Genomic DNA, 24,698 nt, shown 5'->3' with positions numbered 1-24,698 from the left:
TAGCCTGTGACCGTTTACGCCAGAGGTAGTCATTCTCGCAGGTGGTTCTGAGTCAACGATTTCGATAGGTCCCAGCGTCTCCCGAAGAAGGCGACGAAGCCGCGATGAATTACGGCTACCCCACACCGCCAGATACTCGGGATTGGAAGGTGGGCCGAATTTCGCTCCTCCGCCAAAGAAGGTTTCAAATTGATCGATGCTGCCGAAGGTAGCTATTATTGCCTCACTCGGGGCTGCACAAAAACAAGAATTATAAGCTTTATAGCGGTAGACTTGGATCATGACTGAACCTCTCCGTTACGCTGCTAAAGTTGCGCTCGACATAATATGGCAAGTTATCATCCCGTTCCGTAAACGACCAATGTCCGCTCCTGGCGTATTGGTGCCCCATTGGCACGGCGGTATTATTCGAAGCGGCAATGCGTGCATGGTAAAGGTGCGAGGAAAACAGCGCTTACGGTTGAAGGTCACATTCTTGAGGTAAAGGTGAACTCGCTCGGACGAGCATTTCTTGAAGTCGAAGACTACATGGAGAACGGCAGCGCGGCACTAGAAGTGGAGCGCTGGTATGAGAGTTCATCTGATAGCTACACGGAGGATGACCGAGACTGAGGCGGTTGAGGTCGGGGGACGACTTTCAGCAGGAGAACTGAGAGTCTTCGGGAAGTCGCGCGCCGCCTACAACCATCTAGCGTGCCGGGAGCGACGCCCGCCCAATAGGGACTCTCGGGTCGTGAACCGACGATTCGTCTTTCATGCGAGGTGCAAACCTTCCGCCTGAATATTCCGCGAGCGTGAGATGCGCCACTTCGGCGCCATGATCAGCCAGCAAATCGAAATTTGGGAGTTCGATTTTCAGCAGATCGGTCGGGTAGTTCAGACAGGCCGAGCACTGCTCGTCCGTCAAGCCGGTTAGCCTGCCCGCAATCGGCGTAAACTGCCGGGCCGAGGTCCCGATTCTGAAGAGGAAACCGTCAACCTGCTTGTCGCGAATGGACTTCAAAAGCATTCGCGACCGGAGCGATCGGATCTGGTCGCTGGCGATATCAAAGAGACGGGGCGCCGCCAAGCTGCCTTCCCGGAGGGCGCGGCAAAGGCTCTTCGGCTTTCCCAAGGGGCCCGACGCATCGCTACAAATGAGCACGTCACATCCGTCGAGACCGCTCGCGGGCTTGTACAACTGCTCGAGCGCCATGTTTTCGTATGCGCCGCCGTCCCATAGGCGGACCATCGAAAGTGGAGGGCTTTTCTTTCGCAGCGGTTGCTTGGTTTCGGGGTCGGTCTCCCACCAACCGTCCGTCGGAAGTTTGAGTCGAAGTGCTCCGATCGCGTAGGGTACCGCCGCCGAAGCCGCAATCGCGTCAGCGACGTCGACGTCAGGACTATAATGCCGGCCGAATTGCCAGTCGCCCATGGACTCGTGTGTAAAACGCCAATTCTTTCCTGTGTCGTAGCACGTCGTATTTATGTGCCAGACCGGCGAGGAGGGGAGATCCGCAAGCTTCAGGTTGATTCGCCATCTCGTTCGAAGAAGCTCGGAAAGAATGTGTGCGCGTCGATTGAATATCCGCACGTTCTTTTTCAGGGCGCCCGCGAAGCCGAGCGCCTTGAAGCTGAAGAGGTCGCCTTGGCTGAGGAGCGTTCGCAGACGCGGATAGATTTCCACAAGGAACCGTTCCGAGGAAGGCCACTGTCCGTCAGCTTCAGAAAAGATCGCGCCGGTGACGAGACTGCCGCCGGAGACTGTCGAGATCTGGGCGACCTGTTCAAGCACTCTGGCCTCGGCCAGGCGGCGGAGGACCCCCAGATGAAATACCGCCGCGCGGATACCTCCCCCCGACAGCGCAAGGCCAATGCGAAGTTTGTGCTCGCTCGTGTCCCTCATTGAACGCTTCCCACCAATATCCCGATCTCTATTTCAGAAACGATCAGCGAGATCGCCGGAAGCCCGTCGATATCAGAAATCAGTGAGAGGTCGTAGATTTGACTTACGTCGACCACGCTCGGTGCGGACGATGCGCCGCGTGGATGGGAATGCCATTCGCCGAGATAGCGAACTTGCCCCCCGGAGCGCTTTTCCGCGGTTTCGATGATCTTGCGCAGGCCGATTGTTCCTCGCACGAAGCTGGTGGGCTTGCCGACGCTGTCCGAAGGCGGCGTCGGAGCGTGAACGGCCGTGATGATCTTCGCTTCAAAGTCGACAAGGCCGAGGAGGGGGCCTCCGGTCTCGTTCGGCAATGCTGCCGCCCGTCGGCCTGCAAGCTCAGCCCTGAGCCCTTCTGGAATGAGCACTTTCCACTCGCCTATGCTGCGCGCCGTTACCGCCGGCAGCAAGCGAATGGCCTCAACTGCGTCCTCGCCGTCTACAGACCAGATCCTCAATGACGGTTGGGGCAAGCTGATTTCCTTCGAGATTCCTGAAGCGATGAGGGCGGTAAGAACGCCGACACGCGATGTTGGAATCTTGCTCGTCAATGCCCGGCAAGCACCGGTGTAGCGCATCTGTTGGCCGGCTTCGAAATGGGTTTCCAGTGACGGGTTGATCAGGACCTCTCGCAGATAGACCGCTTCGACATCTCGGAGGGTTGTTGTCCGGTCGGCTGCTTCGATCATGAGAACGGCCGATCCTCCGTCGGGCGCGAAGAATGCGCATACGCGCCGCGCGCGGCAATCCCGGTCAGACAAGAACCTCGAAACCGGGACGGACGCAGACGCGTCGAGGATCAGCTCGGCGCCATCGATGGCGCTTGCCAGTCCTTCGGAGATCGGCTCGTCGAGTAAGTTCTCCACGACAGCCTTCGGTGCGACATCCGACCGGATCGAGAGCAGGCGTTCGGCAAGAGAAGGGGCCTTGAGCCGCCCGAAATGGCTTCGATTAAGAGTATGCCTCGACAGATTGTGTGGAAGTAGCGCATCGTCGTCGACAATCGTCCACTCGAAAAATCCTTCGCGCGTCAGTAGCTCCGCCATCGTGGAGCCGAGAGATCCTGCCCCAACAAGCACGGCACGCCGTCTGTCAGCGGCTTCGTGACCGGTGATCCGAGCCGCTGCATCCGCGTCCATTTCCATGTGAACCTGGGCGACCTGAACCTCAAACTTAGAAAGACTACCGATGTCGGTTCTGGGAAATAGTCTCCGGACATATTTGAGGTCAGTACCGTGAGAGCTGTCGTTGTGGTCGAGCACTCCAAGCGCGACACCGATCTGGCCGGGACTGGCCTCCGCAAGGAATGCCATCGGTTTGGTCGCGCCAACCACCCCGGTGCGGGGGTGTATTTGAGGAAAGCGTGCAAGCACGCAGAAAATCCATTTTGCGTCGTCGTCCCGTTTTCCACCCTCGAACCAGTCTTCCACCGATTTCTTCAATCTGTCGACAAACGTCTGGTCGCGATCCATGAGCATGTTGACGAGGCCCGGCAAATTGCGTGGTGCACGTCGGATGCGCTTCATCTGCTGGGGTTCGACATCGACCTGCACGACGTGGATATTTGTCACCTGTCTAGGGAACCCGTCGGCCTCGAACGACGTCACCAACAAAAACCGGCGGTTCTCGTCAGTCGTCCAAACGTTGAGCTTCTGGCCGGCGTCCATCGCCGCCATACCATCCGAAGTCAGTATGACCTGGTGTGGGCTGCTGTAACCGAAGAACGGATCGAATGGCTGGTCGTCTCCGTGAAGCTCTCCCTGCCCAGCCTTTGCGAACCAATGCGAAATGCGGGTAACCAGTTCCGAAGCGGTGTAGCCGCTCCGGACGTCCTGCCAAGGGCGGTCGTCGATGCAAAGCATAGACGGGAACCCTTCTGGGACAATGTTCTGGTGCGGAGTGTCTGGAAAGTCTTCGCGCGTGACGACAATGCCCGGCGCGCTTTCGCGTCCTGCCACGAAGCAGACGGAAACCGTTTCCCTAGAACGGACGTCGTAGACTGGACGCTGCGGGACTTCGACCCTCAGTTCGAAAGTGACGATCTCCATCCTACCGCTCGGCAAACGGCGACACTCCAGAACTTCGGCGAAGTCCTCACACGATTCTCTCAAGTATCGAACGGTCGCTGCCGCCAGCGGAATGGCGACAGCCGGCTGGTCGATGACCTCGCTTCCGTCCGGCTGCCACATGGATCAGCCGGCCCGCGTCGTGGTCGAAGATGCAGCCGCGGCAACCGTCGGCATCGCTGCTGCCATCATGACCGCAACGCCGGTCCAGGAAATCTTGAGCTTGATCGGCTTCGGGGCCGACTGGCGCGGCGTCTCCATCGTGACCAGAAACTCGCCGTCGGAGTCTTTGATGATTTCCTTATAGTAGTTCGCTGCCTGACGATGAGGAGGTTGAGGATCCTTGTCCTCGTCAGATCCCTTCAGCGGGATCGGCCAGCTAGGCGAGATGATCTTTTCCTTCTTGTGGGCCAGTTCCTCGAAGAGCCACTTCACCTCATCGACGGGCTCGGTTTTATCTTGTCCCTTCTCAGGGGACAGGCTTTTGTAGGAGCAGTGATGGAAGAGCTTCAGGATGTCCCACTCCAGACGGTGGGTGTTGTTATGCTTCTTCGTGGTCTTGATCATCAACGACAAAGTTTCATAGTTGATGTCAGAGCCGAGGAGGGCGTAGCTCTCGCTGCCTGATTCAATGAAGGTCGCTTGCACCACAATCGAGCCTTCGTTGCGGTCCTCAAGCCCATCGTCGGTTCGCCACGCGAATGGCGAATGGACGAAGAACTCGACCCCATCGACGGCCTTGTCGAAGCTTGGAACAAGTTCGCCTGCGTCAACGATGCAATCCCGACGATCGTCGACCGTCAGGTCCCATTCGGCAAGATATTCCGCCAGCTTTCCTGGACGCGAGAAAACCTTGATGCCGTAACCTTCTTTTAGTCGATGGCGCGCCTCAGCACGGATCGTCCACGCGTCGCCCTCGACATTAGATTCGGTAATCGCGTCGGCAGGTACCCACATCTCATCGATCTTCGGGCGACCGTCACCCTGAAGTAGGGCCGCATGATCCCACCAGAAGAAGTCACGGGCACCACAAATGTGGTCGTCGTCGAGATGGGTGAAGGCGACCGCGCGGAACGAATCGCGCTCGGCATCGGCCATGTCATCCTTCACCGCCTTGGGAAGATCGATCCGTTTGTCATAAGGATCGTTCGCGTTTCGCATATTGGCGAAATCGAAAAGAACCAGATCGTTGTTAGAGAGACGGATGAGCGTCGTGTCGGCATTGCCGATAGGGTAGAATGTCATGAAGGCAGGCATCGAATAATCCTTTTCAAAAGCAAACCGCATAGCGGGTTTTGGACTTGGTTTGTTCCCCTCAGTACATTTCGAGCATAAAATGCCCGCACGAAGTAAACCCCTGATTCCATAGTCGCCGGATCCCTATGATCTCGGCGACGGCTGCGCTTGCCCTCCTCAAGTTATCCTTTGCTGTCCTTCACCTTCCTTTCAGTCCCTTTAGCCATTTTCGAGTTTAGAAGTTTAATTCGCCTGTAATTATAAGTGTAAATCCACTATGTTTACGTGGGCATTTGTTGATCTATGCCCAGGCATAATGCAGATCGGCCTCGACCTGATCGTTACGACACCGTAACATGCGGTTACATTTTTAATTTCAAGTTCAATGTCTCTCTTGTTCTGAGCTTCTCCAATAAAGGCGGCGATATATACTTTCTGTGTCTTTCATCCCGCTCTGACGCTACGCGTAGAGCGGGATTTTACTGCGTCATTTTAGTGGCTGCCCGTCAAAATCATTGGCTGTCTATAGCAAGCCCGCCCACCTTTGATCAGCTGCACCCACTCGTGCTGCCGCATGTGTCGCACTTCTCGCAGGTGCCATTCCGGACCATGGTGAAGTTCTGGCATTCGGTGCACATGTTGCCGGTATAGCCCTGCATAATGGAGCGGGCGCGGCGTTCGGATTCCAACTTCTTGGCGTCGGCCTTGGCCGCTGCCGCGTCGTCTGCCGCCTTGTCGGTGAAGAGGCCGGTTTCTTCCACCACTTCCTCGGCAATCTCTTCGGCCAATTCCTTGGCGCGTTCCTCATAATCGCGCTTGAAGGCGACGACTTCCGAGGTGGAGATGGCGCTCGTCGGTTCCAGCTTGCGCACGGCATTGCCGGAGAAAGCGGAGATCGTCGAAACCGAGGAGGCGCGGGCAGGGGCGGCAGTGGCCGAACCCTTGACCTCGGCTGCCGCGCGCTCGCCCGAAGTCGGCACCAGCGTCGGCTTGTAGCCGCGGGTCAGGCCCTTGGAGAACACATCGGCCTTGCCTTCCGAAATGCCGCGGCCGAGCGCCGTGGCGTTGAAGTCCGAAGTGTCGACATGCGCGAGATCATGGCGGCCGAGATAGGAGATGGCCAATTCACGGAACACGTAGTCGAGGATCGACGTGGCGTTCTTGATCGCGTCGTTGCCGGTGACGATGCCGGCCGGCTCGAACTTGGTGAAGGTGAAGGCGTCGACATATTCCTCGAGCGGCACGCCATATTGCAGGCCGAGCGAGACGGAGATGGCGAAGTTGTTGATGAAGGCGCGCAGCGCCGAGCCTTCCTTGTTCATATCAAGGAAGATTTCGCCGAGGCGGCCGTCGTCATATTCGCCGGTGCGCAGGAAGATGGTGTGTCCGCCGATCTTGGCCTTCTGGGTATAGCCCTTGCGGCGGCCGGGGAGTTTCTCCTGGCTGCGGACGACCTTTTCGATGACGCGTTCGACGATCTTCTCGGTGATGGTGACGGCCTGGGCGGCAGCCGGAGCCTGCAGGAATTCCTCCAGCGCATCCTCATCATCCTCGTCTTCGATCAGTGAGGAGTTGAGCGGCTGGCTGAGCTTGGAGCCGTCGCGATAGAGCGCGTTCGCCTTCAGGCCGAGCTTCCAGGAGAGCATGTAGGCGTTCTTGCAATCCTCGACGGTTGCTTCGTTGGCCATGTTGATCGTCTTGGAAATCGCACCCGAGATGAAGGGCTGGGCAGCCGCCATCATGCGGATGTGGCTTTCGACCGAAAGGTAACGCTTGCCGATCTTGCCGCAGGGATTGGCGCAATCGAAGACGGCGAGGTGCTCGTTCTTCAGGAATGGCGCGCCTTCCAGCGTCATCGCACCGCAAACATGGATGTTGGCGGCCTCGATGTCCTTCTTGGAGAAGCCGAGATGGTCGAGCAGGTTGAAGCTGATGTCTGCCATCTGCTCGTCGGAAACTTTCAGCGTGCCCTTCAGGAAGTCGGCGCCGAGGGTCCATTGGTTGAAGACGAACTTGATGTCGAAGGCGCTCTTCAGCGCGGCGTTGACGGCTTCCACCTTCTCGTCGGTGAAGCCCTTGGCCTTCAGCGTCGAGGGGTTGATGGCCGGCGCCTGGTTCAGATTGCCATGGCCGACGGCGTAGGCTTCGATCTCTGCAAGCTGGCTTTCGCTATAGCCGAGCGCCCGCAGTGCTTCCGGAACGGCGCGGTTGATGATCTTGAAGTAGCCGCCGCCGGCGAGCTTCTTGAACTTCACGAGGGCGAAGTCAGGCTCGATGCCGGTCGTGTCGCAATCCATGACGAGGCCGATCGTGCCGGTCGGCGCGATGACGGTTGCCTGGGCATTGCGGTAGCCATGCTTTTCGCCGAGTGCCAGCGCCTTGTCCCAGGCAGCCTTGGCATGGGCAACGAGATCCTGGTCCGGATTTTCGGAATGGATCAGCGCCACCGGATTAACCGCCAGGCCTTCATAGCCGGAAGTCTCGCCATAGGCGGCACGGCGGTGATTGCGAATGACGCGCAGCATGTTCTCGCGGTTCGGCTTGAACATCGGGAACGTCCCGAGCTCCGAGGCCATTTCCGCCGAGGTCGCATAGGAGATGCCGGTCATGATCGCGGTCAGCGAGCCGGCGATGGCGCGGGCTTCGTCGGAGTCATAGGGAATGCCGGAGGACATCAGCAGGCCGCCGATATTGGCGTAGCCGAGGCCAAGCGTGCGGTATTCATAGGAGAGTTCGGCAATGCGGCGCGACGGGAACTGCGCCATCATCACCGAGACTTCGAGAACGACGGTCCAGAGGCGGACGGCATGCTCGTAATCGGCGATGTTGATGCGCTTCGTCGCTGCATCCTTGAACGTCATCAGGTTCAGCGAGGCAAGGTTGCAGGCGGTGTCGTCGAGGAACATATATTCCGAGCACGGATTGGATGCGCGGATCGGGCCGGCAGCCGGGCTGGTGTGCCAGTCGTTCATCGTCGTGTTGAAGTGCAGGCCCGGATCGGCCGATGCCCAGGCGGCGTAGGAGATCGATTCCCAGAGATCACGCGCCTTCAGGGTCTTCATGATCTTGCCGTCCTTGCGGGCGGTCAGGTGCCAGTCGGCATCGTTCTCGACGGCGCGCAGGAACTCGTCCTTGATCGAGACGGAGTTGTTCGAGTTCTGGCCGGAAACGGTCAGATAGGCTTCCGAGTCCCAGTCGGTGTCGTAGGTCTTGAACTCAAGATCCTTGTAGCCCTGGCGGGCGAACTGGATGACGCGCTGAACGTAGTTCTCCGGAACCTGGTCCTTCTTGGCAGCGCGGATTTCGCGCTTCAGGGCAGGGTTCTTGGCCGGGTCGAAGCAATCGTCATTGTCGCCTTCGCAATTGACGGTCGCCTTCATGATCGCCTTCAGGTGCTTGGCGACGATCTTCGAACCGGTGACGAGGGCAGCAACCTTCTGCTCTTCCTTGACCTTCCAGTTGATGTATTCCTCGATATCCGGATGATCGATGTCGACGACGACCATCTTGGCGGCGCGGCGCGTCGTGCCGCCCGACTTGATGGCGCCGGCAGCCCGGTCGCCGATCTTCAGGAAGCTCATCAGGCCGGAAGAACGGCCGCCGCCGGACAGCTTTTCGCCTTCGCCGCGCAGCAGCGAGAAGTTCGAGCCGGTGCCGGAACCATATTTGAAGAGACGGGCTTCGCGGACCCAGAGGTCCATGATGCCGCCTTCGTTGACGAGATCGTCCTCGACCGACTGAATGAAGCAGGCATGCGGCTGCGGATGCTCATAGGCCGACTTGGACTTGGTGAGCTTGCCGGTGAAGGGATCGACATAATAATGGCCCTGGCCGGGGCCATCGATGCCGTAGGCCCAGTGCATGCCGGTGTTGAACCACTGCGGCGAATTCGGCGCGACGCGCTGGGTGGCGAGCATATAGGCAAGCTCGTCCTGGAAAGCGGAGGCGTCTTCCTCGGACGAGAAATAGCCGCCCTTCCAGCCCCAGTAGGTCCAGGTGCCGGCCAGACGGTCGAAGACCTGACGCGCATCGATTTCGGAACCGGTCTGGCTTTCCTTCGGCAGATCCTTCAGGGCAGCTTCATCGGGAACGGAGCGCCACAGGAAGGAAGGGACGTCGTTTTCCTCGACCTTCTTCAGCTTGGTCGGAACGCCGGCCTTGCGGAAGTACTTCTGCGCCAGAATATCGGCGGCGACCTGCGAGAACTGCGCCGGCACGTCGATGTTTTCGAGGCGGAAAACGATCGAGCCATCGGGATTCTTGATCTCGCTGGTAGCCTTGCGGAATTCGATCTCCGCATAGGGTGACTGGCCTGCCTTCGTAAAGCGACGCTCGATGCGCATGGTCCCATAACCTCATTCGTTGGAGCACACCTGCCTCGTAAACAGGGCGCAAAAGTTCTCGTCTGGCCTCGCGACTTCAACGCGCAGCCATTGCTCATTCCGCTATCTGACAGGGGATGTCATTCGGAGATGACTTTCCTGTATCTTGTGGCGATGGTGGCTGCAAACACTAAATATAGTATTAACAGCTTATTGCCGCCAGTCCCCGCATGTGTTTTTTTGGCAGCTTCGACATCGGCACAAAAAGCCTCACGGCGCGACCATCATTGGTGCATCGCCCTGAATTCAAATCCGATTTCGAGTTGAGGACCAGCCCCTCATTATTCCGCCTGGCCCAGTCGCCGCCGCAACGGTTCTTATTAAGTTTGAAAGACCCGATTCCGTCAAGGGGTGGTTTGCGACAGATTTTTAACCACAATATCTTGTGGGCTTACCTGTGGAAACTGGGGAAACGCTGGGATGTCAGAAGATTCAAGTGCTTGGCGGAAAATGCTCGCCCTTCGCACGACCGCTTTCGGGGTAAATACCATCAACAAAGGAGGCCAGCGCGACAATATTGTGAACGTGGCCCCGAAACCATTGGTTTTGGCGCAAAACCATGCTGTGGCGTCTTATGATTCGCGTGGAAGGCCTTGAATCCCGCATGTTCTTGCGGGCGAAGGCTACTAAATATAGTGGGCGCCGAAGCGCCCACCTCTACTGCTGATATATTAGATGGATCGCATGCGTCACAGAGAATCACCGCTGATTCGGGCGAGCTCCGAGTCCATTTCAGCCCTTGTGGCCCTTGGCGATCGGCTCCTGATAGGTGAAGCCCATGTCCCAGGGGAAGTAGATCCAGGTGTCCTGGCTGACCTCGGTGACGAAGGTGTCGATGGTCGGTACGCCGGTCGGCTTGGCATAGACGCAGGCGAAATGCGCTTTCGGCAGCATGGCGCGCACTTCGAGGGCGGTTTTGCCGGTATCGGTCAGGTCGTCGACAACCAGCACGCCTTCGCCGCCGTCGGTGAGGAGTTCCGCGGTGATTCCCTTGAGCAGGTTCATTTCGCCCTGGCTCGAATAATCATGGTAGGAGGCGACGCAGACGGTCTCGATCATGCGGATGTTGAGTTCGCGCGAAATGATGGCCGCGGGAACGAGGCCGCCACGGGTGATACAGACCATCGCCCTGAAGTTCTTGTTGAGGCCGGCAAGCCGCCAGGCAAGGGCGCGGGCATCGCGATGGAACTGATCCCAGGATACGGGAAAGGCTTTATCGGGCAGGGACATGGCTCAGGAGCTCCGGGAGCAAAAATAACGACACACCGGCGCTACCGGCGACCCTGAGCAGACCCCGCGACGGGCGCGGACCATGGACCAAATCCTGAAACGCAATTCGCTCGCCGTCTGCCGGAACATGATCTCACCCAGAAGCGTCTGGGCAGTTTGGGGCATGTTCCCTGGACCGCGCGAATGGTTCCCTGGCGGGAATTCTGTCATCGGTCGCTGTTTTCTGCTGGATTTACGGCCAAAAGGCAAGAGCCGCGGCTATGCAGCCCATCCGGCAGGGTGTGCAAAAGCTGAGGCAGCGGCTTTGATGCCGGGCAATCATGTGCCCTTCAGTCCATCATAGGCGCGCTTACCTCGCCAGCAGCGTCATCGCTGTCATCGACTTCAACAGCGTCCGGGTCGTACCGCCGAAGATCAGCTGCCAGAGCCAGGAATGCGTATAGGCGCCCATGACAAGCAGGTCGATCGAGTTGTCGGCAAGACGGTTCTCGATGACCTGCGACGGCGTCTTGCCGCCGCAGCTTTCCGTCGTCAGCGTGGCGCGAACACCGTGACGCGCAAGCGTCGCTCCGATCTCGCGGCTAGTCTCCGTTGGTGAATGCTTGGAGCTCTCGGATGTGTCGACCGAGAAAATCTCCACGGTGTCGGCAGCCTTCAGGAGCGGCATGGCGTCGAACGTCGCGCGGGCTGCTTCCTTCGAGCCGTTCCAGGCGATCAGGACGCGGCGGATCGGTTTGGGCTGGGTCAGTATATACGGGATCATCAGCACGGGCCGCCCGCTTTCGAACAGGAAGCTTTCGACGTCGACATTCGAGTCGGACGATCTGGACGGGTCTGGCTGTACGGCAACCAGCAGATCGGCGCTACGGGCGCTTTCGATCAGGGGTTCGGAGCCATAGCCGACGGTGCTGGTGAAGCTGCGCCACTCATAGTCGAGACCCTCACGCTCCATTTTCGCACGGAACAGCTGCTCGACTTCGACAGCCTGGCTGTGAGCCATGTCCTGCAGGGCTTGCACGGCGACCGGATCAGGGATCTCCATCGGCGCGACCAGCGGTACGGTCGAGACGATTTCAGCATGCAGGCCGACAATGTGAGCGCCGTGCTCCTTGGCGAAAGCGGCGCCAAAATCGACCGCGACCTTTGCGTTGTCGGGCGTGTCGAGAATAACCAAAATGGTTTTGTAGGACATGACGAGATCTCCCGTGCGGAAGGGATCGGATCGGTTCATTATACCATCATTCCGCATGATATTAATGCGCCGATATCATTCCGGTTCCCTTCCGGACGAAAAAGACCTCGTTGAGCGTCATGCCTCAGCTGACTGATTTTCCTTGGCTTTCGACTGTCTGATGGTTTCGATCATCGCCCGCACCTCGGCTGCGACACTTTCAACCAGCTCGGCGGAACGGGCGCGCACGACGATCTCGGTCGAGAAGGATTGGCCGACATAGCGCGGATAGGAGCCGATGCTGGTATCCGGGTGTGCTTTCTGGATGGCGCCGAGCGGCGTGCCGATCTCTCCTTCGCCGTAAGGGCAGGAAATCGCCGTCGACAACATGCGGGTGCCGGAGCGCAGCGTCGGCACGACATTGTCGAGCATCGCCTGGAAAACTTGCGGCACGCCGGCCATGACATACACGTTGCCGATGTTGAACCCCGGGGCGGTCGAGACCGGATTGGCGATGTGCTTCGATCCGACCGGCATGCGCGCCATGCGCTGGCGCGCCTCGGTGAACTCCATCTCGCGCTTGGCATACATCTCTGCCATGATCCGCATCGCCTCCGCATCATGCTCGCAGGCCACGCCGAATGCCTTGGCGATCGCGTCAGCCGTGATGTCGTCATGCGTCGGGCCGATGCCGCCGGAGGTGAAGATATAGTCATATTGGCCACGCAGCGCGTTCAGCGCCGCAACGATGGCGTCTTCGTCGTCGGCAACGATACGGACTTCCTTCAGGTCGATGCCGGACAGCAGCATGACATCGGCGAGATGGCCGATATTCTTGTCTTTCGTCCGGCCGGAGAGCAGTTCGTCTCCGATGGCCAGCATGGCGGCTGTGACAATGGTTTCATTGGTCATGGAAGTATCCGTGGAATTGCGCAGGCGCGCGTTCGAAAAAGCGTTTGAGATAGGTAGCGCCGTTTGCAGCGAATGAAAACTGCCGTTTTCATGTCCACGGCAGTGAACGAAAGCGACCGCAAATGAATTTTCGTCTTCGTCAGGTGAACAGTCCGTTCCCGTTGCGGGGGCTGCGTCCTTGTCCCGTCGCTGATACAACTTGGGCCGACAATCAACGCGTCCAACGAACGGGAGATATTCATGGCTAAGGTTCTGGTACTTTACTATTCCGCCTATGGTCACATCGAGAAGATGGCCTATGCCGTTTCCGAAGGTGCCAAGTCGGCTGGCGCCGAGGTAACCGTCAAGCGTGTTCCAGAGCTCGTGCCGGAAGAGGTCGCCAAGGCTTCCTACTTCAAGCTCGACCAGGAAGCGCCGATCGCAACGCCGGATGAGCTGGCCGAATACGATGCCATCATCGTCGGCGCCGGCACCCGTTTCGGCACGGTCGCGTCGCAGATGCGCAATTTCTGGGATCAGACCGGCGGCCTCTGGTTCTCAGGCAAGCTGGTCGGCAAGGTCGGCTCGGTCTTTACGTCGTCCGCGACCCAGCATGGCGGCCAGGAGTCGACCATTCTCGGCTTCATCCCGACCCTCCTTCACCACGGCATGGCCGTCGTCGGCCTTCCCTATGCCTTCGCCGGCCAGATGGGCACGGAAGAAGTCAAGGGCGGCTCGCCCTATGGCGCTTCCACGATCACCAATGGCGATGGCTCGCGCCAGCCTTCGGAGATCGAACTGGAAGCCGCCAAATATCAGGGCGCCCACGTCGCCAAGATCGCGGCCAAGCTCGTCGCCTGATTCGCACTTTGCCAATCCATTAAAAGGCGCAGCGAAAGCTGCGCTTTTTTGCGCCTGGGAGCCGGCAGGAGTCAGTGCGAACAACCGGTCTCGTCAGCAAAAAAACCACTGCAGAGTGCGATGGAGGTCATGCCTTTGATGTGATCGCTATTTCTGGTGGCATTCATGAAGCGTTCATCAATTAGGGTTCAATGATGGGCTGTAAACTTTGAATGGAGACGTCATGAGCAAAATTTTCAATATCGTCGGCGCAGGCGCGTTGACGCTGATCATGGGACTCGCATCCTTTACGCCTTCGGTCGCCGCGCCGCTCAATACGGCCAAGCCGGCAGCGAGCACTGCCGTCGAACAGGTGCAATACCGTGAAGGCGACCGCCGGCGTTGGGACGACAGAAGGCATCGCCCGAACCGTCGTCAGCCGCACTATCGTCCCGGTTCGTGGAATGGCTATCACGGCTACCAGCGTCCCCGCCCGGGCTACCGCCGCCACAGCGATGGCTGGTGGTATCCGGGTGCTGCTTTCAGAATCCAGATTCGCTAAGCGTCCAACGCTAGAGCAGACGAAAAAAAGGCGGCCCAGCGGGTCGCCTTTCTTGTTGGGTGGAGGCCGATCAGGCGAGTTGTGCCCGGAACTGGGCAACCCGCTCGGCATAATCGTCAGCGGAAAAGAAGTCGCTGCCAACGACGAACGTGTCGGCGCCCGCATCCGCAATTGTCCTGATATTCGACAGTTTCACGCCACCATCGACCTGGATGTGAGTTGATAACCGATCCGCCTCGAACAGGCTTCGAGCCATTTCAATCTTCGGCAAGGCTGCGGGGATGAGCGCTTGGCCACCGAAGCCGGGGTTGATTGTCATGACCAGCAACATATCCAGCCGATCCTTCAGATAGGGAAGGAAATCAAGCGGAGTGGATATGTTCACGGCGAGGCCGACATCGCATCCAAGCTCTCGGATACGGTTCAATGAGCGATGTACATGTGGTGTCGCTTCATAATGAATGGTGATGCTGTTGGCACCAGCCTCGACGAAGCTCTCTATCAAACCATCGGCTTCATACGTCATCAAATGCACATCGACATAGCCGTCAAAGCCGTCTTCACGCAGCGATTTCAGAAGTGGCGCCCCGAAGGATAGGTTCGGGACAAAGCGATTGTCCATGACATCGAAATGAATCAAATCGCCGCCGGCGCGAATAGCTGCACTGCATTCTTCCGCAAGGCGTGCCAGATTGCAGGCTAAGATCGACGGCGCAATCCGATTGTCAGGTTTCAAAGCCGGCTTTCCGCATTTGTTCGTGCAAGTGGTGCGGACGACGGGGGTCGAACCCGTACGGATCACTCCGAGGGATTTTAAGTCCCTTGCGTCTACCAGTTTCGCCACGTCCGCGTGCCTTTCCCTTCAAGCACTTGAGCGATTCAGTCAAGCGGTTGTTCGCTTATATGTGCTTGCTCGTGGATTTAGAGAGGGTGGGTTTGGCGACAGCTCCTTCGGTGGGGAAATACCTCAGGCGATTGTTAAGATACGTTTGCAGGCAATAGTTCTTGAGAGGGTTCTTGTCGCTGCCCAGATATGAACAGGTCTTTTCGGCGTCCACCAATAATGCTCTCGCCTGTTTCGGTGTCACGATGACCGTTCTTGTTGATCTTTGACCTTGTGTTTCGCATGCTGCCAGCAAAGGGGCCAAGATGACCACCATTGAAATAAGACGTATGCTTAAACTGCCGGAGAACCCAAGTGTCATTTTTCCAGTGCTCTCCCGACAGGATAAGCGAAATTGCTCCGACATTGTGATAGCCAAACTCAGCGGCCCTGCAACACACGAATGAGCGCTGGCGTCGGTAGGCGGGTGCGGAACGAGGTCTGAAAATCGTTGTAGGTCACTCGTCCCGAGGCGATGCCGTTTGCAAGTCTCTGGCATGTGACTTTCTTGGCTTGCGAGGTCGGGACATTGGCGATCAACGACATGCCGAGTATTTCCTGCTGCGAGCCCTTATTCGCAGCGCAGAATTCGATCATCTTGGCCTTCAGCGCCGGACTGCCTTGCAGCAGTGTCTTCATGACGTCATATTTTTCTTGAGAAGGCAGCGCTGGCGAGCAGGAGGCGAGCATCGCGAGCACTATGGTCGCGCCGATATAGCGAATGAATTTCATTTTGGGGGCTCCTGAGAAAACAGGATAGAGATATCCGCAGCAGGCGAGCTTCTCAATGAGTTCGTGCAATTTAAGGTTAAGAATGATGTGTGGGCCTGAACGCGCCGCAAAGCGAAGCCCGCCGGCACCGGATAAGCCGGATTGAAGCGGGCCTCTAACCATCATCATGATGGCTGGCCGTATTGGAGACGGACGGTTTCGTCCTGTCAATTCGCAGATTTTGGGGTTGCGACCTGAGGGAACCGCTGGCGAAAATCATGGCAGTTGCGCGTTTGATGGTCGCAGCCTTGCTCCGGCAAGCGTGGCAATCTCACTCGGACAGGTCGGAAACTGCCATAAACAGGCTTTCGTTACTCATCTTTCCTGTGTCATAGCGAAGGCGAATTGAACAAGGATGGACGAAGCCCGTGGACAAGCAGGATGTTCTCGACGCCACCGAGGCCATGCGTGGCCTCTTTTCCGCAACGCCGCTGCAGCTGAACGAGCATCTTTCGGCTCGTTATGGCGCCGATATCTGGCTGAAGCGCGAGGATTTGACGCCGGTGCGCTCCTACAAGATCCGCGGCGCCTTCAATTTCTTCCGCAAGGTGATCGCCGCGGGCGGCACAGGCAAGACATTCGTCTGCGCGTCTGCCGGCAATCACGCTCAGGGCTTTGCCTTCGTCTGCCGCCATTTCGGCGTGCCGGGCGTGGTCTTCATGCCGGTAACGACGCCGCAGCAGAAGATCGACAAGACCCGCATGTTCGGTGGTGAATTCATCACCATCAAGCTCTTCGGCGACTTCTTCGACCAGTGCTATCAGGCGGCGCGTGAACATGTGCAGCATATCGACGGCGTCATGGTGCCGCCTTTCGATCACGCCGATATCATCGAGGGGCAGGCGACAGTCGCCGACGAAATCGCCGCGCAATTGCCGGACGGCGTTTTGCCGGACCACATCATCCTGCCGGTCGGCGGCGGCGGATTGGCGGCCGGCATCACCGGCTATTTTGCCGATCGCCTTGCCAAGGAGACATTCGTCTTCGCAGAGCCGGCGGGAGCGCCGAGCCTCAGGCGCAGCATCGAGGCGGGGCAGGTGGTGACGCTGACGAAGGTCGACAATTTCGTCGACGGTGCTGCGGTCGGCCGTATCGGTGACCTTAATTTCGCTGCGCTAAAGGGCTTTGCCGCCGAGCAGGTCAGGCTGATCGAGGAAAACGCCATCTGCGTGACGATCGCGGATATGCTGAATGTCGAAGGCGTCGTGCTGGAGCCCGCCGGCGCGCTGGCGATCACCGCACTGGAGACCATGGATCCCGATGCCATCCGCGGCAAGACGATCGTCACAGTCGTCTCCGGCGGCAATTTCGATTTCGAGCGCCTGCCTGATGTCAAGGAGCGCGCCATGCGCTACGCGGGGCTGAAGAAATACTTCATCCTGCGCCTTGCCCAGCGTCCAGGTGCGCTGCGCGACTTCCTCAATCTGCTTGGGCCGGACGACGACATCGCCCGCTTCGAATATCTGAAGAAGAGCGCGCGCAATTTCGGCTCCATCCTGATCGGCATCGAGACCAAGGATTCCGATAATTTCAAGCAGCTGGTCGAAAAGTTCGAGCGCGCCGGCATGGGCTATGAGGATATCACCGAGAATGAGATCCTTGCGAACCTGATCATTTAACTTTGCGACCTCACGTCCTTCATGCTAAAGGCGATTCATGGCTTCGATCTTGTCCAATATTCTCTCGATCTTCACCGGCGGCGGCGCTTCGACGACGAGCGCCGAGAAGACCGGTGGTTCCACCCTCAGCGCCGAGCCGCAGGCCCATGGGGATTGCACGATCCATGCAACGCCGCAGCGCGAGGGCAATCAGTTCCGCCTGATGGGCCGGATCGAGAAGGATGTGAACGGCGAAACGCTGGTGCGCAACTTCATCCGCGCCGATGTCTTCACCTCGGCCGACGATGCGCTCGAATCGACTTTCCGCAAGGCGCGGCAGATCATCGACCAGAACGGTCCGTCGCTGTTCGGCGATGGCGAAAAGGTTCGCCAGGTCTGATTTCCAAAGCTGGTTGGTGATGAGCCGTGAACGGCGATCACCATTGAAGGAACTGAATGTTCTTTCAATGGCTTGCTATCGCTATGCCGACGTCGAGATCTGTGGCTCGTTGGTAACAGGAAAATTCACCGAGCGCGCGATGAAGCACATCTCATGCGCCTTGTGATGCAGCTCAAGCGCCGTCCTTGCGTCCGATGTGGCATCGATGACAATCCTGGGGCGCAGCACGACCGAGGTGAATTGCCCGGCGCCGCCACTCTCTTCCAGCATGGTTCCCTCCGCTGCGTCCTCATAGGACAGGACGATAACGCCGGCTTGGGCGCAAAGGCCGAGATACCAAAGCTTGTGGCAGGCCGACAGCGATGCGACCAGCAGGTCCTCGGGGTTCCAGCGAGTGGGGTCGCCGCGAAAGCTCGGATCGGAAGAGCCGGGGATCGTCGGTTTACCCTCGGCACGTATCTCATGATCCCGTCTGTAGCTGCGATAGCTCGACGTTCCCGTACCGTCATTGCCGGTCCAGACGACGTTGACGTGATAGCTGTGCTTCTTGTCGCTCACTGGAATCCTCCGATTGCATTTGGAATGTCTCTGCCCGGGGGATGCATATATCGCAAGGGATCATCCGAAGGCTAAAACCACTTTCGTGATAAATGACAGTCCGGTCTTGTTCGACCGTCAAGGTCCGGCAGCCCCGGCCGGTGATATCCCCGATATGGAAAAGGCCGCCATCAGCATCGTGCATCAAGCGACCTTTGTCATCATGTGGGAAGCGGCGTTCAGGCCCCCCGGAACAGCTTGGCGCCCGACGGAGCACTGGTGGCGCCGCCGTCGACGGTGATTTCGATGGCGGTGACGTTGCTCGAGTCGTCAGATGCGAAATAGAGGGCCGCCTTGGCGATCTCTTCCGCTTCGCTCATGCGGCCGAGCGGGCTAAGGCTGCCGAAGCGTGCTTCCAGAGCATCTTTGGCGTCTTCGGTCATCGCCCGGGTATTCCAGATCGGCGTCTTGGTGGCGCCTGGCGTCACCTGGTTGACGCGGATGCCGCGCGGCGCGAGTTCGGAGGCCAGGTTGCGGGTCATGGCGCGGACGGCGCCCTTGGTGCCGGCATAGGCAGAGTAGCCCGGGATGCCGAGAACAGCGTGCACGGAACCGTTCAGGATCACCGACGCACCGTCATTGAGATGCGGCAGCGCCGCCTGCACGGTGAAGAAGACGGCGGTGAAATTCGTGCGTACCACCGTCTCGAACTGTTCGAGCATGGTCTTTCCAACTGCGGTTTCGCCGGCAATCCCGGCATTGGCAAAGAGAATATCGATATTGCCAAGCTTTTCAGCCACTTCCGCAAAGGCTTTCTCAGTCGCTGCAACGTCGGTGACATCAACCTGCAACGCCAGGACATCACCGCCGAGCTCTTCGACGGCGGCGGCAAGGGTCTGTGGGTTGCGGCCGGTGATGGCGACCTTGGCGCCCTCGGCGAGGAAGACCCGGGCGGTGGCAAGGCCGATGCCGCTGTTGCCGCCGGTGATGATGGCAACCTTGTTCTTGAGGCGCATGTTGGTAACTCCTATTGGCTTCAATCGCGATCTGGATTATGATTGTTCTCCATAAGGATTATGATGATAATCCACATTCGTCAAGGCGGCTTAAGAGGATTCTTCGATGGGCCATTCGCAGCTGGAAAAACAGAAGACGCACGAGCGGATCGTCACGCTAGCGGCCAAGCGCCTACGCGAGGAGGGGCTGGAGGGCATCGGCGTTGCCGATCTTATGAAGGAAGCGGGGCTGACGGTCGGTGGCTTCTACAAGCATTTCGCCTCAAGGGACGAGCTGGTGGCCGAGGCCGTCCAGGCGGCAGTGGAGGGGCAACGACGGCAGATGCAGGAGAGGGGGATCGATCCGGCCGATGTCTCGTTGACGGATTATGCCGAGAACTATCTCGGCGCTTTTCATCGCGATCATTGCGGCGACGGCTGCGCCTATGCGGCTCTAACCGCCGATATTGCACGCAGCGGCGAAACAGTCCGGACGATCGCCACGGAAGGAATGCGGAAGAATATCGAGACGATGACGGCGCGGATGCCGCAAGCGGATGCCGCCGAGGCGCGGCGCAATGCCCTTATCGCCACCTGCCTGATGGCCGGTGCGGTTGGCCTTGCGCGCGCTGCGAATGACGAGGCGCTTTCCGACGAGCTTCTGGAAGCAGCTCGGAGCTTCATGAAAGAGCTGGCGAACGGCAACGGGACATAAAAAGACGGCCGGTGAAAACCGGCCGCCATGACTTTTAGTCGTACTTGCAAATTAGGCGGCAAGCGCCAGTTCGGCGGCGCGGGCCTGGGCGGCGCCGATTGCCTTTTCAGCGGCTTCCGGACCGAAGGCGATGCCTTCGATATAGACCGTTTCCACATCAGTGATGCCGATGAAGCCGAGAACCGACTTCAGGTAGGGAACGGCGTGGTTCAGCGGAGCGGCCGGGCCTTCGGAATAGACGCCGCCGGATGCGAGCACGATATAGGCCTTCTTGCCGGTGGCCAGGCCCTTCGGGCCGGTCTCGGTGTAGGTGAAGGTGCGGCCGGCGCGGGCGATATTGTCGATCCAGGTCTTCAGCGACGAATAGATGTTGAAGTTGATGAGACCGGTGCCGATGACCAGCGTGTCGGCGGCCAGCAGCTCGTCGACCAGCGCATCGGAAACCTTGACGGCTTCGGCCTGTTCAGCCGTGCGGGCGTCGGCCGGCGTGCGGATGGCGCCGGTGAAAAGCTCATCGATATGCGGCAGGGGAGCGGACGACAGATCGCGGTGAACGATCGTCTTGCCCGGGTTCTGTGCCTTGATCTTGTCGGCGAGTTCGGTCGCGATCTTGGTGGAGAGGGAATCGGCACGCGGGCTGGATGTCAGAAGTAGAATGGAGGACATGCTATGTTCCTTATCAATGGGTTGCGATAGCCGGATGGGAGTTCGGCCACGTTTCGCATCCATAGATAAGTCTTCAGTGCTATCGAGAAAAACTGTGATAATATGGATTGGAATGATCGATAAAATGGATAGCCCATGCTTCCCAACCCCACGCTTGACCAATTGCAGGTTTTTCTGACCGTTGCCGAATCCGGCAGTTTCTCTGCGGCTTCGCGCGTGCTCAACCGCGCGCAGTCGGTGATCAGCTATACGATCGCCAATCTCGAGGCACAGCTTGAAATGCCGCTGTTCGAGCGTTCGGGTTCGCGCCAGCCGAAGCTCACGGATGCGGGCAGGGTAATGCTGGAGGATGCGCGCCGCATTCTCTCCGATCTCCAGGTGATGCGCGCCAGGGTCAAGGGCTTGAAGACCGGGCTCGAGGCGGAGGTCGCCGTCGCCATCAGCGTCATGGTGCCGACCAATGCCACGGTCGACGTCCTGAGAGAGTTCCGTGACCGCTTCCCGTCCGTCTCGCTGCGGCTTGATGCCGGCGAGCTCGGCACGATGATGGAGCTGGTGGCCAGCGGCAAATCGACGATCGGAATAGGCGGCGCAGTCATAAAGCAGGACGATTCCATGGTGATCGAGCGCCTCGGACATTCGTTCATGATGCCGGTCGCCTCACCACTCCATCCGCTTGCCCAGATCAAGCGGCCGCTGACCCTCGCCGACGTGCGCGAAGAGGTGCAACTGGTCGTCACCGACGCTTCAAACCTCACCAAGGGCCGGGATTTCAATGTCCTGTCCTACAAGATTTGGCACCTCAGCGATATCGCAACCAAGCATCAGCTGATCCGCGGCGGCCTCGGCTGGGGTGGGCTGCCGGCTTCGCTGATCTATGAAGACCTGCAAAAGGGCCGGCTCGTGCATCTTGATCTCGATGCCTATGAGCAGGGCGAATATCCGATCTATGCCGTGCGCAAGCTCTCCAATCCCCCGGGGCCGGCGGCGGCCTGGATGATCGAGGCCTTCCGTGATCGTCTGTCGCAATGCCCGGACCGGGTTGATTTCAAGGCGGCCATGGAAGTGTACCATCCCGCCGAGAACCCGCTGGCGGCGGAATGAAGATGGGCGCCCCGAAGGGCGCCCATTTCATGTCTGGAGTTGTGTAGCCGACTACAGAACGAGCCGGAAGTTATTGAAGCCATCAGTACCTTCGCCGGCGTCCTCGATCTTCACGCTCTTTACCTCGGCAAGGAAGTCCTTGGCCTTGGGCGAGCTTGGGAACAGGACGGTGGTGCCCGGAAGCGGCTTGAAGGTCCAGTTGCCGTCGGCTGTCGGGTTGATCGTGCCCTGTTCGTGAACATAGCGGACGATGACGTCGCGATTGGTGTCCGGGGCCTTGTAGATGACCTTGTCTGCTGCGATTTCCGGGAAGTTGCCGCCGCCGCCGGCGCGGTAGTTGTTGCTCACCACGACGAATTTCTGGGTGGGATCGATCGACTTGCCATCGAATTGCAGGTTCTGGATGCGGTTTGCATCGGCATTCAGGAGCTTGCCGTCATCGCTGAAGCGGCGCGGCTGCGACACGTCGATCTGATAGGTGACGCCGTCGATAACGTCGAAATTGTAGGACGGGAAGCTGTCGTTGAGCAGAGCGACATCCTTGGCGCCCGGCTGCACCTGATTGAACATCGCCGCCGACATTTCCAGCCAGTTCTTCACCTGCGCGCCGTTGATGACGACGGCCTGCACAGTGTTCGGATAGAGATAGAGATCGGCGACGTTCTTGATGGCGATATTGCCGGCGGGGACGTCGGTATAGTAGTCGACGCCGTTACGTCCACCGCATTTGAAGGGCGCGGCTGCCGAAAGCACCGACAGATCTTTGTACTGCGTCTCCTTCAGCATGTCCTTGATGTACCAGATCTGCGCCTGGCTGACGATCTGCACTGAGGGATCGTCGGCGACGAGCGCGAAATAGGAGTAGAGCGGTGCCGAGGTCTTGCCCACGGGCGTGCGGACATAGGCGAGCGTCGCTTCGTGCTCAGCCTTGGCGACTTCGACCACTTCCTTCTTGTCGGCGACATCGGCGATGACCTTCTTCTTGTCGTCGCGGTGATAGATCGGCCGTGCTTCCGAGGTGAAGTCGACGATCTTCCAGCTATTGCCGTCCTTTTCCAAGAGCAGGTCAATCAGGCCGAGATGCGAGCCCCAGAAGCCGGCCATGACCGTCGGCTTGCCATGCAGCGTGCCCTTGACCGGATCGGCGTCCTTAATGCCGTCCCAGGTCTTCGGGCCGGGGAAAACAAGATGCTGGTGGCCGGTGAAGACGGCATCGATGCCGGGAACGGCGGCGACGTAGAGCGAGGCATTTTCCATCTTGTCGGAGGGGGCGCTACCGTCGATGCCGGAGTGCGAAAGGGCGATGATGATATCGGCGCCTTCTTCCTTCATGACCGGCACCCAGGCCTTGGCGGCCTCGACGATATCACGCGTCTGCGCCTTGCCTTCGAGGTTCTTGATGTCCCAGAGCATGATCTGCGGCGGCACGAAGCCGATGAAGCCGATCTTGATCGGGCTCTCATTGCCGGCGCCGTCCTTGATCTTCTTTTCGAGGATCAGATAGGGCTTGAAGAACAGGTCGTCCTTCTTCGGGTCGGAAGCGAGCTGGCCCTTGGTCAGGTTGGCGCAGACGAAGGGGAAGTTCGCGCCGCCCAAGACCTTGAACATGAAGTCGAGGCCGTAGTTGAACTCATGGTTCCCGAGCGTGCCGACCTCATAGCCGAGCGTGTTCATCGCCTTGATCACTGGATGGACGTCGCCCTCCTTCATGCCATGCTGATAGGCCATGTAATCGCCCATCGGATTGCCCTGCAGCACGTCGCCATTGTCGATCAGCAGCGAGTTGGTCGCTTCGGCGCGAATGGTGTCGATGATCGTCGCGGTGCGCGACAGGCCCATCGTGTCGTTCGGCTTGTCGGCATAGTAGTCGTAGGGGAAGACGTTGACGTGGATGTCCGTCGTTTCCATGAGGCGCAGATGCGCCTGGTTGCCAGCCGCGCGGGCAGCGAAGGGATGCAGCACGATCAGCGCGGCGGTGGCGCTCAGGCCCTGCAGCAGGGAACGGCGCGACATGCTGGGCAATTCCAGAATGGAAGACATGAAACACTCCTTCAACGATTATTATGGTTCTCGATCACCTCTGGGGGTGAGGGAGATTAGGACGATTTTTGAAGGTGTGCACCTGTAATATGACAGGCTTATTGTGGTTCCCGCACCGAGCGGACAAACAGGCCGTCAGCGCCGAAGAACCGGCTGTATGTCCTTGTGGAAAAAGCGGAAATAGGATGCGACCAGAGCCGAGGCATTGGAGGATGGATCGAATTCGATACCGATTCGGCCGCTATGAACCCAGCGCACGATACCATCAAGCATGCCGATGTCGGTGCACTCGACGCGAACCTTGCTGCCGGCGGCTGCATGGATAGGGGCTTGCAAGTCGAGCGCGATGCCGCTGGCGGAGAGGTCGACCACGCGGCCGGTCACCGCCTTTGCGAGATACCATACCTGACCCATCAACCGGACACGGCGGCGCGGTGAGCGCCTCGCCTTGATCTTCAGATTATATTGGGCCGGCGGTTTTGAAGATGACTGCATGATCTCACCTCGACGCGTGCGTCTCACTCCTTTCACGGATAGCGGGTATCCATTGAAAGGTGTTTAGCGAGATCGGTAAAATTGCAGTCATCCGTATCGATTCGGAGCGGTTTGTCTCAACGCTTCGGCGCAAGGCTTGTGGCATTGCGATAGAAGCGGGCTATTCAGTTGCAGATCGGGCGAATTGCAAAA

The 24,698-nt window shown here is 58.8% G+C and carries 21 protein-coding genes and 1 tRNA gene; 6 read left to right on the top strand and 16 right to left on the bottom strand.

Annotated features, from left to right (window positions below; all coding sequences use genetic code 11):
- From RRH01S_RS34710 to RRH01S_RS32085, 8 genes are all read right to left on the bottom strand, one after another.
- Nucleotides 1-282 (bottom strand): hypothetical protein (locus tag RRH01S_RS34710; RefSeq protein WP_210165236.1); only part of this gene is annotated, 282 nt, incomplete at its 3' end.
- A gap of 406 nt (nt 283-688) precedes the next feature.
- Nucleotides 689-1,885 (bottom strand): patatin-like phospholipase family protein, encoded by a 1,197-nt coding sequence (locus RRH01S_RS32115; RefSeq protein ID WP_042477383.1) that lies wholly within the window; start codon nt 1,883-1,885, stop codon nt 689-691.
- On the bottom strand, nt 1,882-4,113 hold the full coding sequence (cap2-3, locus tag RRH01S_RS32110) for an anti-phage 6A-MBL system cap2_3 protein (protein WP_042477381.1): 2,232 nt from the start codon (nt 4,111-4,113) through the stop codon (nt 1,882-1,884). Before cap2-3 ends, RRH01S_RS32115 begins: the two co-directional genes overlap by 4 nt.
- Before the next feature lie 3 nt (nt 4,114-4,116).
- Entirely contained in the window at nt 4,117-5,235 is a 1,119-nt protein-coding gene (gene mblB, locus RRH01S_RS32105; protein ID WP_502579498.1) for an anti-phage 6A-MBL system MBL-fold protein, read from the bottom strand.
- Between the two features lie 539 nt (nt 5,236-5,774).
- A complete protein-coding gene (locus RRH01S_RS32100; RefSeq protein WP_012651281.1) occupies nt 5,775-9,569 on the bottom strand; it encodes a vitamin B12-dependent ribonucleotide reductase in 3,795 nt (1,264 codons plus the stop codon).
- 771 nt (nt 9,570-10,340) lie between these two features.
- A complete protein-coding gene (gene gpt, locus RRH01S_RS32095; protein ID WP_007690857.1) occupies nt 10,341-10,838 on the bottom strand; it encodes a xanthine phosphoribosyltransferase in 498 nt (165 codons plus the stop codon).
- 349 nt (nt 10,839-11,187) lie between these two features.
- Complete coding sequence (locus RRH01S_RS32090) at nt 11,188-12,030, bottom strand: universal stress protein (protein WP_007690858.1); 843 nt, start codon at nt 12,028-12,030, stop codon at nt 11,188-11,190.
- A 117-nt stretch (nt 12,031-12,147) separates the two neighbouring features.
- On the bottom strand, nt 12,148-12,921 hold the full coding sequence (locus RRH01S_RS32085) for a competence/damage-inducible protein A (RefSeq protein WP_007690859.1): 774 nt from the start codon (nt 12,919-12,921) through the stop codon (nt 12,148-12,150).
- 240 nt (nt 12,922-13,161) lie between these two features.
- Between RRH01S_RS32085 and wrbA the strand changes: the two genes are divergently transcribed.
- The gene (gene wrbA, locus RRH01S_RS32080) at nt 13,162-13,761 is read left to right on the top strand and encodes an NAD(P)H:quinone oxidoreductase type IV (protein ID WP_042477378.1); all 600 of its coding nucleotides are present in this window, start codon (nt 13,162-13,164) and stop codon (nt 13,759-13,761) included.
- Nucleotides 13,762-13,984: 223 nt separating this feature from the next.
- Nucleotides 13,985-14,302 carry a hypothetical protein gene (locus RRH01S_RS32075; protein ID WP_007690861.1) on the top strand — a complete coding sequence of 106 codons (318 nt, stop codon included), beginning with the start codon at nt 13,985-13,987 and terminating at the stop codon, nt 14,300-14,302.
- A gap of 70 nt (nt 14,303-14,372) precedes the next feature.
- Here RRH01S_RS32075 and rpe read toward each other — a convergent pair whose 3' ends face one another.
- The 3 genes from rpe to RRH01S_RS32060 all read right to left on the bottom strand — a co-directional run bounded on the left by rpe (nt 14,373) and on the right by RRH01S_RS32060 (nt 15,917).
- On the bottom strand, nt 14,373-15,038 hold the full coding sequence (gene rpe, locus RRH01S_RS32070) for a ribulose-phosphate 3-epimerase (protein WP_007690862.1): 666 nt from the start codon (nt 15,036-15,038) through the stop codon (nt 14,373-14,375).
- A 29-nt stretch (nt 15,039-15,067) separates the two neighbouring features.
- Nucleotides 15,068-15,152 (bottom strand) — tRNA-Leu (locus RRH01S_RS32065).
- A 414-nt stretch (nt 15,153-15,566) separates the two neighbouring features.
- Nucleotides 15,567-15,917, bottom strand: coding sequence for a hypothetical protein (locus RRH01S_RS32060; RefSeq protein ID WP_007690867.1), 351 nt, complete (start codon nt 15,915-15,917; stop codon nt 15,567-15,569).
- 407 nt (nt 15,918-16,324) lie between these two features.
- On the opposite strand from RRH01S_RS32060, the gene ilvA reads away from it, so the two are divergent.
- Together ilvA and RRH01S_RS32050 are read left to right on the top strand one after the other, a co-directional pair.
- Entirely contained in the window at nt 16,325-17,575 is a 1,251-nt protein-coding gene (ilvA, locus tag RRH01S_RS32055) for a threonine ammonia-lyase (RefSeq protein WP_007690869.1), read from the top strand.
- Between the two features lie 37 nt (nt 17,576-17,612).
- The gene (locus RRH01S_RS32050; RefSeq protein WP_007690872.1) at nt 17,613-17,954 is read left to right on the top strand and encodes an HlyU family transcriptional regulator; all 342 of its coding nucleotides are present in this window, start codon (nt 17,613-17,615) and stop codon (nt 17,952-17,954) included.
- Nucleotides 17,955-18,035: 81 nt separating this feature from the next.
- Here RRH01S_RS32050 and RRH01S_RS32045 read toward each other — a convergent pair whose 3' ends face one another.
- A complete protein-coding gene (locus RRH01S_RS32045; RefSeq protein WP_007690874.1) occupies nt 18,036-18,512 on the bottom strand; it encodes an OsmC family protein in 477 nt (158 codons plus the stop codon).
- Between the two features lie 218 nt (nt 18,513-18,730).
- Nucleotides 18,731-19,507 carry an SDR family NAD(P)-dependent oxidoreductase gene (locus tag RRH01S_RS32040; protein ID WP_007690876.1) on the bottom strand — a complete coding sequence of 259 codons (777 nt, stop codon included), beginning with the start codon at nt 19,505-19,507 and terminating at the stop codon, nt 18,731-18,733.
- A 106-nt stretch (nt 19,508-19,613) separates the two neighbouring features.
- Between RRH01S_RS32040 and RRH01S_RS32035 the strand changes: the two genes are divergently transcribed.
- Nucleotides 19,614-20,201, top strand: coding sequence for a TetR/AcrR family transcriptional regulator (locus RRH01S_RS32035; protein WP_007690878.1), 588 nt, complete (start codon nt 19,614-19,616; stop codon nt 20,199-20,201).
- A 51-nt stretch (nt 20,202-20,252) separates the two neighbouring features.
- On the opposite strand, the gene RRH01S_RS32030 is transcribed toward RRH01S_RS32035, so the two are convergent.
- Entirely contained in the window at nt 20,253-20,867 is a 615-nt protein-coding gene (locus RRH01S_RS32030; protein ID WP_007690880.1) for an FMN-dependent NADH-azoreductase, read from the bottom strand.
- Nucleotides 20,868-21,002: 135 nt separating this feature from the next.
- Between RRH01S_RS32030 and RRH01S_RS32025 the strand changes: the two genes are divergently transcribed.
- The gene (locus RRH01S_RS32025) at nt 21,003-21,971 is read left to right on the top strand and encodes a LysR family transcriptional regulator (protein ID WP_007690881.1); all 969 of its coding nucleotides are present in this window, start codon (nt 21,003-21,005) and stop codon (nt 21,969-21,971) included.
- Between the two features lie 51 nt (nt 21,972-22,022).
- Here RRH01S_RS32025 and RRH01S_RS32020 read toward each other — a convergent pair whose 3' ends face one another.
- Together RRH01S_RS32020 and RRH01S_RS32015 are read right to left on the bottom strand one after the other, a co-directional pair.
- Nucleotides 22,023-24,011 (bottom strand): bifunctional 2',3'-cyclic-nucleotide 2'-phosphodiesterase/3'-nucleotidase, encoded by a 1,989-nt coding sequence (locus RRH01S_RS32020; RefSeq protein WP_012651284.1) that lies wholly within the window; start codon nt 24,009-24,011, stop codon nt 22,023-22,025.
- Nucleotides 24,012-24,146: 135 nt separating this feature from the next.
- Entirely contained in the window at nt 24,147-24,506 is a 360-nt protein-coding gene (locus RRH01S_RS32015) for a PilZ domain-containing protein (protein ID WP_007690885.1), read from the bottom strand.
- Nucleotides 24,507-24,698 lie beyond the last annotated feature (192 nt).

Source organism: Rhizobium rhizogenes NBRC 13257 (assembly GCF_000696095.1).
GTDB classification, from domain to species: Bacteria; Pseudomonadota; Alphaproteobacteria; order Rhizobiales; family Rhizobiaceae; genus Rhizobium; species Rhizobium rhizogenes.
This window is presented reverse-complemented; position numbering and strand designations above follow the sequence as displayed.

Coding starts and splice junctions, on each gene's coding strand:
- RRH01S_RS32030 (WP_007690880.1), bottom strand. CDS start 20,867: ATGTCCTCCATTCTACTTCTGACATCCAGCCCGCGTGCCGATTCCCTC.
- RRH01S_RS32090 (WP_007690858.1), bottom strand. CDS start 12,030: ATGTCCTACAAAACCATTTTGGTTATTCTCGACACGCCCGACAACGCA.
- RRH01S_RS32025 (WP_007690881.1), top strand. CDS start 21,003: ATGCTTCCCAACCCCACGCTTGACCAATTGCAGGTTTTTCTGACCGTT.
- RRH01S_RS32100 (WP_012651281.1), bottom strand. CDS start 9,569: ATGCGCATCGAGCGTCGCTTTACGAAGGCAGGCCAGTCACCCTATGCG.
- gpt (WP_007690857.1), bottom strand. CDS start 10,838: ATGTCCCTGCCCGATAAAGCCTTTCCCGTATCCTGGGATCAGTTCCAT.
- mblB (WP_502579498.1), bottom strand. CDS start 5,235: ATGACATTCTACCCTATCGGCAATGCCGACACGACGCTCATCCGTCTC.
- RRH01S_RS32115 (WP_042477383.1), bottom strand. CDS start 1,885: ATGAGGGACACGAGCGAGCACAAACTTCGCATTGGCCTTGCGCTGTCG.
- RRH01S_RS32035 (WP_007690878.1), top strand. CDS start 19,614: ATGGGCCATTCGCAGCTGGAAAAACAGAAGACGCACGAGCGGATCGTC.
- RRH01S_RS32050 (WP_007690872.1), top strand. CDS start 17,613: ATGGCTTCGATCTTGTCCAATATTCTCTCGATCTTCACCGGCGGCGGC.
- RRH01S_RS32015 (WP_007690885.1), bottom strand. CDS start 24,506: ATGCAGTCATCTTCAAAACCGCCGGCCCAATATAATCTGAAGATCAAG.
- RRH01S_RS32085 (WP_007690859.1), bottom strand. CDS start 12,921: ATGACCAATGAAACCATTGTCACAGCCGCCATGCTGGCCATCGGAGAC.
- RRH01S_RS32075 (WP_007690861.1), top strand. CDS start 13,985: ATGAGCAAAATTTTCAATATCGTCGGCGCAGGCGCGTTGACGCTGATC.
- wrbA (WP_042477378.1), top strand. CDS start 13,162: ATGGCTAAGGTTCTGGTACTTTACTATTCCGCCTATGGTCACATCGAG.
- RRH01S_RS32060 (WP_007690867.1), bottom strand. CDS start 15,917: ATGAAATTCATTCGCTATATCGGCGCGACCATAGTGCTCGCGATGCTC.
- RRH01S_RS32040 (WP_007690876.1), bottom strand. CDS start 19,507: ATGCGCCTCAAGAACAAGGTTGCCATCATCACCGGCGGCAACAGCGGC.
- RRH01S_RS32020 (WP_012651284.1), bottom strand. CDS start 24,011: ATGTCTTCCATTCTGGAATTGCCCAGCATGTCGCGCCGTTCCCTGCTG.
- cap2-3 (WP_042477381.1), bottom strand. CDS start 4,113: ATGTGGCAGCCGGACGGAAGCGAGGTCATCGACCAGCCGGCTGTCGCC.